The organism is Photobacterium carnosum, from assembly GCF_002849605.1.
Classification (GTDB): domain Bacteria; phylum Pseudomonadota; class Gammaproteobacteria; order Enterobacterales; family Vibrionaceae; genus Photobacterium; species Photobacterium carnosum.
Map to the genome: position 1 here is coordinate 358,606 of NZ_NPIB01000001.1, position 12,490 is coordinate 371,095.

Sequence of the window (12,490 nt, forward strand, 5' to 3'; positions counted from 1 at the left end):
GGTATTGTCCTTTTGTTCTCGTTCTAATTATTAGAATGGTCTTGAGATTCAATAGTTAATGCGTCTTCAACTAACGCTTTTTGTTGTTTCAAGTGTACAGACATATACCCTACAGCGGGTGATGCTGATGCTGGACGTCCGGCATAACGTAATAGTGATCCGGCAGGTAAAGCAGAATAGAAATTATGTTGACTAGAATACCATGCCCCTTGATTTTGAGGTTCTTCCTGACACCACACGAAATCTGTTACATGTTTATAATCTGCAATAGCCGCTTCAACATCTTCTTTCGGGAAAGGATACAATTGTTCAATCCGCACAATTGCAACATTCGTCTGTTCATTTTTACGGCGTTGCTCTAACAAATCGTAATACACTTTACCTGAACAGAATACCACCCGCTGTACGTTTTGAGCGGGTAATTCATCCACCTCACCAATGGCAGCGAAGAAAGTACCGTTCGCCAATTCATCCAATGTCGATGTACACAATGGATGACGCAACAATGACTTAGGTGACATTACAATCAGAGGACGGCGCATTGGACGTACAACTTGACGGCGAATCATATGATAAACTTGAGCAGGTGTTGATGGCACAACTACTTGCATATTCTGTTCAGCACATAATTGTAAATAGCGTTCAAGACGTGCCGATGAATGTTCAGGGCCTTGACCTTCATATCCATGAGGCAATAGCATGGTTAAACCACACATCCGGCCCCACTTTTGTTCGCCAGAACTAATAAATTGATCAATCACCACTTGAGCACCATTAGCAAAATCACCAAACTGCGCTTCCCAGATAGTTAAACCACTGGGCTCAGCGGTTGCATAACCATATTCAAACGCAAGCACAGCTTCTTCAGATAACACTGAATCAATCACTTCAAATGGCCCTTGACCATTGTGAATATGAGTTAATGGAATATAGGTACTGGCATCTTCTTGATTATGTAATACCGCATGACGGTGGAAAAACGTACCTCGACCTGAATCTTGGCCAGTAATACGGATTCGATGCCCTTCATCAACCAATGTTGCATACGCCAAGTTTTCAGCCATCCCCCAATCAAAGGCTTTCTCACCCGCAAACATGGCTAAGCGATCGTTATAAATTTTTTGAACGCGGCTTTGTAATTGATGACTGGCTGGATATTGGCATAAACGACTACCAAGCTCTTGCAAACGCTGCTCATCAACTTTACTGTTCCAATCAATTGTCCAGTCATGACCTAAATAAGGAGCCCAATCGACAGAATGTAATTTCATTGGTCGCCATTCTTTAACAACACACTCACCACGATCTAATGCATCACGATATTCATTCACTAAACCTGTTGCGATATCTAAACCAAACGCACCAATTTCAGTTAAATAGTCAGCATATAATTTACGTGGCGTTGGGTGCTTTTTAATTTTTTGATACATCAATGGCTGGGTAGCATTGGGTTCATCAGCTTCGTTATGACCATGACGGCGATAACAGACCAAATCAATCACCACATCACGCTTAAACTCATGGCGATAATCAAACGCCAGTCGCGTCACAAAAGCAACCGCTTCAGGATCATCCGCATTTACGTGGAAAATAGGCGCCTGTACCATTTTAGCAATATCAGTACAGTATTCAGTTGAGCGTGTATCTTGTGGGTTTGACGTCGTAAAACCCACTTGGTTATTGATAACAATACGAACCGTACCGCCAACACTATAACCACGCGCTTGAGACATATTAAAGGTTTCAGCAACAACACCTTGACCTGCAATAGCTGAATCACCGTGAATAGTAATCGGCAACACTTTATCGCCAGTATCATCACCTAAACGATCTTGTCGTGCTCGCACTGAACCGACAACCACTGGATTTACAATCTCAAGGTGTGATGGGTTAAATGCTAATGCTAGATGAACATCACCACCAGGGGTTGCAAAATCAGCAGAAAAACCTTGATGATATTTCACATCACCGGTTCCCCAACTTTCACCATGTTTACCTGCAAATTCATCAAATAAATCTTGCGGCTTTTTACCTAATACGTTAACTAACATATTTAAGCGGCCACGGTGAGCCATGCCCACAACTACTTCACGCACACCTTGTGAGCCTGCATGACGAATTAACTCTTTCATCATTGGAATCATGGCATCGCCACCTTCTAATGAGAAACGTTTTGCTCCTGGGAATTTTGCACCTAAATAACGCTCAAGACCTTCAGCTGCCGTTAATTCATCAAGAAAACACAATTGTTCTTCAGCAGTAAAAGACCCTGTACCCATGACTGATTCAAGTCGCTGTTGGATCCAACGTTTTTCATCAGTATCAGTAATATGCATATATTCAGCACCAATTGACCCACAATAGGTCTTTTTAAGTGCGGCATATATTTCACTGAGTTTCATGGTTTCTTGGCCAATCGCAAACGAACCAACATTGAATGTTTCATTGAAGTCATCAGCGGTTAACGAGTGAAACTCAGGATCGAGATCAGCAACATGATCACGTTGCCATAACCCCAAGGGATCTAGATTGGCATTTTGATGACCACGAAAACGATAAGCATTGATTAACTGCAATACTTTAACTTGCTTAGCATCAACATCAGGATCGTTAACGACAGCACTTAAAAAATGGGTTTCTTTTGCTAGACGTCTAAAGTAATCACGTACACGAGAGTGAGGCTGTTCAATAATTACGTTATTAACAATAGGCAGATCAACAAATACTTTTTGCCATTGGATATCAACTAACTCTGGATCGCTAAGATACAACTCGTAAAGATCTTCTATATAAGTTGCGTTGGCGCCAGCTAAATGTGAAGACTCAAGCCATGCCTTCATAACGCTATTCTGCATTATTTTCCCTTAACTACTGATTTATCGCCATTGGCATCGGTCTAATACCGAGCATTCCGGTTAGTGAGTCTTGCAAACAACATTGACTCACTAACATATCGATATTTTTAAACTGCTCGCTTAAGCAGCATAGATTTTATGTGTCCAATCGCTTTGGTGGGATTTAATCCCTTAGGACAAACATTTACACAGTTCATTATGCCATGGCAACGAAAAACACTAAATGCATCATCGAGATCAGATAATCTTTCATCCGTTGCCGTATCACGGCTATCAATTAACCATCGATAGGCCGCCAATAAACCGGCGGGGCCAATAAACTTATCAGGATTCCACCAAAATGATGGGCATGCGGTTGAGCAACAGGCACACATAATACATTCATATAGACCATCTAACTGCGCACGATCTTCAGGTGATTGCAGATTTTCTCTTGCAGGCGGAAGAGTGGCATTATCAATTAGAAATGGTTTTACTTTTTCATAGTTACTGTAGAACTGGCCCATATCAATGATTAAATCACGAATCACGGGCAACCCTGGTAACGGACGAATAACAATCGCACTGGTATTAATTAAAGCTGATAATGGCGTAATACAAGCTAAACCATTCTTACCATTCATATTAATACCATCAGAACCACACACTCCCTCACGGCAAGAGCGACGGAAAGACAAGCTAGCATCTTGTTCTTTAAGTAAAATTAACGCGTCTAGTACCATCATATCTGAGCCATCAGGTACATCAAGCTGATAATCTTGCATATACGGAACATCATCAGCATCTGGGTTGTAACGGTAAATTGAAAAATTCAGTTTCATCGTGGTGATCTCCCGTTAATAAACACGCGCTTTCGGCGGAAACGCTTCACGATGAATCGGTGCCATATTGACATCACGTTTCGTCATCGCTTCTGTTTCTGGATTATAAATAGAATGGCATAACCAATTTGTATCATCACGATCGGGAAAATCAAATCGAGCATGAGCACCACGACTTTCAGTACGGTAATTAGCGGCAATCGCTGTTGCCATTGCGGTTTCCATGAGGTTATCTAATTCTAAACATTCAATACGCTGAGTATTAAACTCGGTTGAAGTATCATCTAATCGTGCATGCTGCAAACGTTTACGAATCACTTTAAGTTCTTCCAAGCCCGCAGCCATTGCCTCGCCCTCTCTAAATACTGAGAAGTTATTTTGCATACACGCTTGCAAATCTTTACGAATTTGAACCGGGTCTTCGCCTTCTTGGGTATTGTTCCAGCGATTAAGACGAGCAAGAGACGCTTCAATATCAGCATCTGTCGCGGGTGTTGCATCGGCTTGCGCTAATAATGTTTGACCTAAATGCAGGCCTGTTGCCCGTCCAAAGACAACTAAATCAAGTAATGAATTGCCACCTAAACGATTAGCACCATGCACTGATACTGATGCTATTTCACCACAGGCAAACAAACCTCGAATTTCTTCATCAACACCTGCTGCATTTTGTTTCAATGCTTGGCCTGATACTTGAGTTGGCACACCACCCATCATGTAATGACAGGTTGGAATTACGGGAATAGGCTCTTTAACCGGATCAATATGCGCAAATGTACGTGATAACTCACAAATACCTGGTAAGCGCGATTCAAGTACGTCTTTACCTAAGTGATCAAGTTTTAACTTCAAGTGAGGACCCCATGGGCCATCGCATCCACGTCCTTCTCGAATTTCAACCATCATTGAGCGAGCAACTACATCACGACCAGCTAAATCTTTGGCATTTGGCGCATAACGCTCCATAAAGCGTTCGCCGTCTTTGTTAAGTAAATAACCCCCTTCACCACGACAACCTTCAGTCACTAATACGCCAGCGCCTGCAATACCCGTCGGATGGAATTGCCACATTTCCATATCTTGCATTGGTACACCAGCACGCAATGCCATACCGACACCATCACCCGTATTAATATGGGCATTAGTGGTTGATGCATAAATACGCCCAGCACCACCAGTAGCTAAAATTGTCGCTTTAGCTTTGAAGTAACACACTTCACCCGTTTCCATGCACAAAGCAGTACAACCCAAAATAGCGCCATCTTCATTTTTAACTAAATCAAGGGCATACCACTCAGAAAATATTGTGGTTTTATGTTTAATGTTTTGCTGATAAAGCGTATGGAGCAATGCATGGCCAGTTCGATCAGCTGCGGCTGCAGTACGTGCCGCTTGCTCACCACCAAACTCTTTTGATTGACCACCAAATGGACGCTGATAAATACTTCCATCATCAAACCGAGAAAAAGGTAAGCCCATTTTTTCAAGTTCAATGACAGACTTAGGTCCATTTTTACACATATATTCAATCGCATTCTGATCACCAATATAATCAGAACCTTTAACGGTATCGTACATATGCCATTGCCAGTTATCAGGATGCGAATTACCTAATGCAACAGTGATCCCTCCTTGTGCCGACACTGTATGAGAACGGGTAGGAAATACTTTTGATAACAAGGCACATTTTAAGCCTTGTTCTGATATTTGTAGTGCGGCGCGCATACCTGCACCACCAGCACCGATAACAACCGCATCAAATTCACGAATAGCAATAACCACTACACACCCCACACAATGAAGAAACCTGAAAATAGATAAATAAATAGAATCGTGACAATAACAAACTGCAAACAAGCTCTTAATACTGCAGGTTTAATGTAATCAGTCAGTACTTGCCATAAACCAATCCACGCATGAATTAAAATGGATACCAAAGCGAGCAGAGTAAAAACTTTAGTGGTCAGTTGCCCAAAAAATGCTTGCCAAGAAACAAAGGTTATTTCAGGGCCAAACGCAAAAAAACCTACTAAATAAAGAGTATATAACGTCAGAATAATGGCAGTTACACGGATTAAAATAAAATCATGCACACCATTACGTCCAACAGAAGAGACATTGGCTACCATACTAATACTCCTGCAAATAAGGATAATATGGCCACAATAATAAAGCTCACTTTGGTACTCGTAATACCTATATCCATTTCTTCAAAATACCCCAGATCCATCAATAAGTGACGAATACCTAGAACAATATGATAAAACAGTGCAGTTAATATTCCCCATAATACAAACGTCACTATCCCACTGTCAGTAATACTGACAGCTGTAGAGAAACCGTCGGGAGAAGATAAAGACAAGTTCAGGAGCCATAATAAAATAGCGATAGCAACGAACGTAATCACGCCCGATACTCGATGTAGGATTGATGCGATCGCCGTTAAAGGAAAACACATAGTTTGTAAGTCGAGGTTAACTGGTCGAGGTTTCTTTACTTTCACATTTTGCTCACTCAGCTTTATTAAAGCATTTTATTTTTATTAAACGCATTGATTGTTTCTATAGTGAGCCATCAAGAAACAGTTAAAAAATGCTACGCTATCATTAAAAGCAAAGTGTTGAGCAATATAATCGCTTTGTCTTTCAACCGCATTCCTTACGCAGTCCATTAACAACATTTCATCTATACTACAACCAAATATCAACGTAACTATACCTAGCGTAACATTCAAAAACAAACCTAGTTACATGTTATTACACGCCAAGTTCACAAAAAACACACAAATATAGAAAAGTTATTAACAACTGCACATTAATGAATACAAAAATTGACAATTGGCTTACCTGGCGGTACAACAAATATACATCCGTTTCGGATTCAGGATTCTACAAATAACAAAGGAGATTGTTATGGCAGATAAGAAAGCTACTCTTCATATAGAAGGGAAAGCACCTATCGAACTGCCGATTATCGAGGGCTCAGAGGGCCAAGATGTAATCGATGTGCGAAAACTAGGCGCAAGCGGTTTTTTTACATTTGATCCAGGTTTTCTAGCGACAGCCTCATGTGAATCTCAAATCACGTATATTGATGGTGATAAAGGAATTTTGTTACATCGTGGCTTTCCTATCGATCAATTAGCGAATAATGCTGATTACTTAGAAGTTTGTTACGTTCTGCTTTATGGTGAAGTACCTACCCGTGCTGAATATGAACAATTCCGTACTACCGTTACACGTCACACCATGGTTCATGAACAAATTGCGAGTTTCTTCCATGGCTTCCGCCGTGATGCCCATCCAATGGCAATTATGTGTGGTGTTGTCGGTGCATTATCAGCGTTCTACCATGATTCATTAGATATTAATAATGATCTTCACCGTGAAATAACCGCTTTTAGACTACTATCAAAAATGCCTACTTTGGCGGCAATGTGTCATAAATACACCACTGGTCAGCCATTTATTTATCCGCGTAATGACCTTGATTATGCAGAGAACTTCCTACATATGATGTTTGCTACGCCATGTGAAGAGTACGAAGTTAGCCCTATTGTTTCTCGAGCAATGGATAAAATTTTCACCCTTCATGCTGACCACGAACAAAATGCATCAACCTCAACGGTTCGTTTAGCCGGATCGTCTGGTGCTAACCCATTTGCTTGTATTGCAGCGGGTATTGCATCACTTTGGGGGCCTGCACACGGCGGCGCTAATGAAGCTTGTCTAAAAATGCTTGAAGAGATTGGTTGCGTAGAAAATATTCCTGAGTTTATTGAGCGCGCTAAAGATAAAGATGATCCATTCCGCTTAATGGGCTTTGGACATCGGGTATATAAAAACTATGACCCACGTGCAACAGTCATGCGTGAAGCCTGTCACGAAGTACTTGACGAACTAAAGATTGACAATCCATTACTTGATGTTGCAATGGAACTTGAACGTATTGCACTGTCGGATGAATACTTTGTCAGTAAAAAGCTATATCCGAATGTTGATTTCTACTCGGGTATTATCCTTAAAGCGATTGGTATTCCAGTATCAATGTTTACGGTTATTTTTGCGATGTCACGTGTTATTGGCTGGATTGCGCATTGGAACGAAATGCACAGTGATCCGACGAACCGTATTGGTCGTCCACGTCAGCTTTATACGGGTTATTCACAACGAGAGTTTAAACCTCTCCATGAACGTGAATAACTGAGGTTCGAGGTTCGAGGTTCGAGGTTCGAGGTTCGAGGTTCGAGGTTCGAGGTTCGAGGTTCGAGGTTCGAGGTTCGAGGTTCGAGCAGAATAAAAAAGGTTGAGACTAAGGCTCAACCTTTTTTATTCTATTAATGATAGGTTATTACACCATTTTGGAAATAATACCAATCACTGCAATTTGTTATACTGGATTATTAATATCTATAAATTCAACATCAAAACCATGTTCTTTTGCTAGCCATTCACCTAATGCCTTAACACCATAACGTTCTGTCGCATGATGCCCTGCTGCAAAATAATGAATGCCAAGTTCACGTGCAATATGGGTTGTTCGTTCAGAGACTTCGCCAGAAATAAACGCATCACAACCTTGCTCTACCGCAAGTTCAATATAATCTTGACCACCACCAGTACACCAACCCACTTTTTTTATTAGTGCTGGTGCATTATCACCAATATGTAGTGGTTCACGTTGCAATGCCATCGCAATACGCGCTGCAAACTCTTCCCCTGTTAATGGCGTATCAAGTTCACCATAAATAGCAATTGAACGAGGGTTATTAATTTCTAATCCACCACTAATATCTAACCCAAGACGCTGCGCTAACTGAACGTTATTACCCACCTGTTGATGTACATCGAGGGGTAGATGATAGGCGTAAAGATTAATGCCATTCTCAATCAATGCTTTAATACGACGATATTTCATTCCTCGAATTTCAGCAGACTCTCCTTTCCAGAAAAAACCATGATGAACAAGAATAGCATCTGCATGTTCTGCAATGGCACGATCAATCAATGCCTGACAAGCAGTAACACCCGTAATTATTTTAATTATCTCGGCGTTACCTTCTATCTGTAATCCATTCGGACAATAATCTTTCATCAAGTGTGGTGATAAAAAATCATTTAACAAAGCTTCTAATTTAAGATTATTCATTGCCCATCCTTTTTTAATAACGTTATGCTATTGACTCTACAACATCTTATTCAAAAAATATCAGCCTTTAGTGACAATCTCAATCAACAAAATCAATCCCCCACAGTGCTTATATTATTATAAATACAAAAAAAGCCGCCATCGGCAGCTTTTTCAACAACAAATTGTCATTCTCAATAGACTCATTAGCGACGCTGAGTACCATGATCAAGTCGTGACAACCATAATGGTTTAGTGCTTGTCTGTGACCAATATCGGTACATATAACTGGTTAATCGTGTACGTTTATTAACAGGAATCAAAAGCAGCACAGGTAAACACACTAATCCTAATAAAACTGTATAAATACGACGAGAGATAATATTCGTCATTGAAAACTGGGTGTACATTGCTAGCTCCTGACCTTATAAACCTATTGGTACTTTAATCCAATAAATGAAAGAATACTACAGAAACTCGGTCAATGATTAGTCAATAATGGTAAAGAAAACGTTTACTTCGAGGAATGTGTCAATATGTTACAGAATCATAATTCTAATTATCAAACGACCGCTGATTTTCATGCGCTGTTGACGATGCCTAATCTTGTTACTTATGGTGATTACAGCATCAGCAATCAATGGCTACACCAATTTTCAAAAAAAGCCATTATTCCGACGAATGTTAACTACCACGGTAACACCCGTTTAGGATTTTATTATCAATGGCTATGGCAACAATTAATCATTCATCATCCAGATTACAGCCTGATTGGCGAAGAAATTCAATTACAGTGGCAACAACAAACTGTCGGGGCTATTGATTTTTTAGTTCATAACCATTGCAGTGATGAAATTGAACATTGGGAAGTGGCTATCAAATTTTATTTATGCTTCCAGCATCAATGGCCAGGTCCAAATGCTAACGATAATTTAGATAAAAAGACAAATAGAATGCAGGATCATCAGCTGCAACTTACCGCACATCCCGCCTTTGAACACCTTGATTATTCAATACCCACCCAACGTCGGTTAATTATGCAAGGACGTTTATTTGATGCGTGGCCAGAGACTCAATCAGGCTCTTCTATAGTTATTAACCCCACCAGCTTGAAAGGTCATTGGTGCTATTGTTCACAAGCATCGGCACTGACGCTACGCACATTAGAAAAACGTCAATGGATAGCACCGCCCCTCTTTTCACAATTAACAGCAACACTTGATATTGCTAACGTTACTGTTCCCACTCAAGCTATTGATAATAATAACATCGTATGGTTTATTATGCCAAATCATTGGCCTCTGCATAATCGCGAGCTATAAAAAAACGCCCTAATACTCTTTCAATAAAAAAGAGAGTAATTAGGACGTTTTTTCGAATGCATTATCCGTTATGACACTAAGTTATTATAAACCAGCATCACCAAAGACTTTACTTACGATATCTTGTGCTTCTTTTTCGATAAGGGCTAGATGCTCTTTACCTTTAAAGCTTTCACAATAAATTTTGTAGATATCTTCTGTACCTGATGGGCGAGCTGCAAACCAACCATTTTCAGTGGTTACTTTCAAACCACCAATCGCTGCACCATTACCTGGAGCATGTGTTAGTCGAGCCAGAATAGGTTCACCAGCCAAGGTTTTAGCCGCAACCATTTCTGGTGACAACTTACTTAACACTGCTTTTTGTTCTTTATTAGCAACAGCTTGTAGGCGAGCATACTCTGAACTACCAAATTTAGCGGCAAGTTCATCATAATATTGTTGTGGATTCTTACCTGTTACTGCCGTAATTTCCGCAGCAAGTAGACATAAAAGAATACCGTCTTTATCTGTTGACCAAGGCGTACCATCTTTACGTAAGAAAGAAGCTCCCGCACTTTCTTCGCCGCCAAAGCCTAAAGTACCGTTATATAGGCCATCAACAAACCATTTAAAGCCCACTGGAACTTCAACTAATTCGCGACCTAATGCCGCAACGACACGATCAATAATTGCGCTTGATACTAACGTTTTACCAACCGCAACTTGCTCACTCCAACCACTACGGTGACGGAAGAGGTAATCAATACACACAGCCAAATAATGATTCGGATTCATCAAACCAGCGGGCGTTACAATACCGTGACGGTCATAGTCAGGATCATTACCAAACGCTAAATCATAATTATCTTTATACGCAAGTAAGCCTGCCATCGCGTAAGGCGATGAACAATCCATACGCACTACACCATCTTTGTCCAATGACATAAAACGGAATGATGGATCGATAGATTCATTAACTAAAGTTAAGTCTAGTGCATAGTACTGTGCAATCTGACGCCAATATTCAATACCCGAACCACCAAGAGGATCAACACCCAACTTTAAGTTCGCTTTCTGAATAGCATCAATATCAATAACATTAACTAAGTCAGCTACATAAGGTGCAACTAAATCTTTCTGAATAACAAATTTAGAAGCAAAGGCATCTGTGATTGATACACGCTTTACGTCAACCATGCCATTAGCAATAATCTCATTAGCGCGCTGTTCAATCGCGGTAGTTAACTCACTTTCAGCAGGACCACCATGAACAGGGTTATACTTAATACCACCATCTTGCGGTGGATTATGCGATGGAGTAATGACAATGCCATCAGCTTTATCAGCATGCTCTTTATTATGACAAAGAATTGCATAAGAAATGCCAGGGGTTGGTGTATAACCCAACCCTTCTTGAACCACAACCGTAACGTTATTCGCTACCAATACTTCTAATGTTGAAGTAAATGCAGGCTCAGATAAAGCATGGGTATCCTTACCTAAAAATAGCGGTCCAGTCAAACCATTAGCAAGACGAACCTCAGCGATTGCTTGAGCAATAGCCCAAATATGATGCTGGTTAAAGGTACCTTTATCTGCAGTACCACGATGTCCTGAAGTACCGAAGGCTACTTTTTGTAACGGATCAGTCGCATTAGGCTCAATCAGAAAATAATTAGCAACAAGCGCTGGAATATTATGCATATCTTCTTGCTGAGCGCGTTGACCCGCACGAGGATGGATTGCCATTGTTTTATCCTTGTAAATACTCAATCGTGATTATATCTCACCACAAACTTTATCAATAATATCAGAGCCAAAGCCCATTTTTGTCATTAATTGATCAATCATCTGACGCTTTCGGTCAGTATTAGTATTTGTGATCACCCAAAATGGGGTGGTTGAGATAGCTTTTGGCTTCGTCGTTTTACCACTTGCGAGCAATGTTTCTTCATCATGGGCAAAATAAACACGCGTACGCCCTTTAATTGCTGCCGCTTCAGCAAAACCATCAGCATCAATATGATAAAGAGAAGATAAGATCAGCATAAAACGGCCAATTGCTTTTTCTTGCGCCGCAAATTCATCTGAAATTAACACCGTACGCATTTCTTTAACGCGATCCATGGTTGGCTCATTGCCTGCATCTCTGCTCACAACAATCCCTTTAGGACGAACAGGCATCACAACTTCAGGTTGCTGCAATTGTTCCTCTGGCACCATAAGCAAGCGACGTAAAATATCAGAAGCGCTTTCACCAATATGTTGCGTTTGGCTAGCGATATAACGATATAGCTCTTCGTCTACCTCAATAGTCTTCATGGTATTATTCATTATCATTCCGTTTAAAATTCTGGGTACGATTATAGCCTGATCCGAGGTT

Annotated in this window: 11 protein-coding genes; 2 read left to right on the forward strand and 9 right to left on the reverse strand. The window is 40.6% G+C overall.

All coding sequences use genetic code 11. The features are described from left to right. Positions 1 to 23: 23 nt before the first annotated feature. The 5 genes from sucA to sdhC form a co-directional block, all read right to left on the reverse strand. Positions 24 to 2,855, reverse strand: a complete 2,832-nt coding sequence (sucA, locus tag CIK00_RS01610; RefSeq protein ID WP_101767178.1) for a 2-oxoglutarate dehydrogenase E1 component — start codon at positions 2,853 to 2,855, stop codon at positions 24 to 26. 107 nt (positions 2,856 to 2,962) lie between these two features. Beyond that, entirely contained in the window at positions 2,963 to 3,676 is a 714-nt protein-coding gene (locus CIK00_RS01615) for a succinate dehydrogenase iron-sulfur subunit (protein WP_101767179.1), read from the reverse strand. A 15-nt stretch (positions 3,677 to 3,691) separates the two neighbouring features. Then, positions 3,692 to 5,458, reverse strand: a complete 1,767-nt coding sequence (sdhA, locus tag CIK00_RS01620) for a succinate dehydrogenase flavoprotein subunit (protein WP_101767180.1) — start codon at positions 5,456 to 5,458, stop codon at positions 3,692 to 3,694. Continuing rightward, complete coding sequence (sdhD, locus tag CIK00_RS01625; protein ID WP_101767181.1) at positions 5,458 to 5,805, reverse strand: succinate dehydrogenase, hydrophobic membrane anchor protein; 348 nt, start codon at positions 5,803 to 5,805, stop codon at positions 5,458 to 5,460. The genes sdhA and sdhD overlap by 1 nt, the downstream gene beginning before the upstream one ends. After that, complete coding sequence (gene sdhC / locus CIK00_RS01630) at positions 5,799 to 6,200, reverse strand: succinate dehydrogenase cytochrome b556 subunit (RefSeq protein WP_227990255.1); 402 nt, start codon at positions 6,198 to 6,200, stop codon at positions 5,799 to 5,801. Before sdhC ends, sdhD begins: the two co-directional genes overlap by 7 nt. Before the next feature lie 388 nt (positions 6,201 to 6,588). Between sdhC and CIK00_RS01635 the strand changes: the two genes are divergently transcribed. Then, the gene (locus CIK00_RS01635) at positions 6,589 to 7,878 is read left to right on the forward strand and encodes a citrate synthase (protein WP_101767183.1); all 1,290 of its coding nucleotides are present in this window, start codon (positions 6,589 to 6,591) and stop codon (positions 7,876 to 7,878) included. A 187-nt stretch (positions 7,879 to 8,065) separates the two neighbouring features. On the opposite strand, the gene CIK00_RS01640 is transcribed toward CIK00_RS01635, so the two are convergent. After that, the gene (locus CIK00_RS01640) at positions 8,066 to 8,824 is read right to left on the reverse strand and encodes a Nif3-like dinuclear metal center hexameric protein (RefSeq protein WP_101767184.1); all 759 of its coding nucleotides are present in this window, start codon (positions 8,822 to 8,824) and stop codon (positions 8,066 to 8,068) included. 185 nt (positions 8,825 to 9,009) lie between these two features. After that, entirely contained in the window at positions 9,010 to 9,213 is a 204-nt protein-coding gene (locus tag CIK00_RS01645) for a DUF2517 family protein (protein ID WP_101767185.1), read from the reverse strand. Positions 9,214 to 9,339: 126 nt separating this feature from the next. On the opposite strand from CIK00_RS01645, the gene CIK00_RS01650 reads away from it, so the two are divergent. After that, the gene (locus CIK00_RS01650) at positions 9,340 to 10,125 is read left to right on the forward strand and encodes a DUF1853 family protein (RefSeq protein WP_101767186.1); all 786 of its coding nucleotides are present in this window, start codon (positions 9,340 to 9,342) and stop codon (positions 10,123 to 10,125) included. 84 nt (positions 10,126 to 10,209) lie between these two features. Here the strand turns inward: CIK00_RS01650 and pgm are convergent, their stop codons facing one another. Together pgm and seqA are read right to left on the reverse strand one after the other, a co-directional pair. Then, entirely contained in the window at positions 10,210 to 11,856 is a 1,647-nt protein-coding gene (gene pgm, locus CIK00_RS01655; RefSeq protein WP_101767187.1) for a phosphoglucomutase (alpha-D-glucose-1,6-bisphosphate-dependent), read from the reverse strand. Between the two features lie 30 nt (positions 11,857 to 11,886). Beyond that, a complete protein-coding gene (gene seqA, locus CIK00_RS01660) occupies positions 11,887 to 12,429 on the reverse strand; it encodes a replication initiation negative regulator SeqA (RefSeq protein ID WP_101767380.1) in 543 nt (180 codons plus the stop codon). Positions 12,430 to 12,490: the final 61 nt, after the last annotated feature.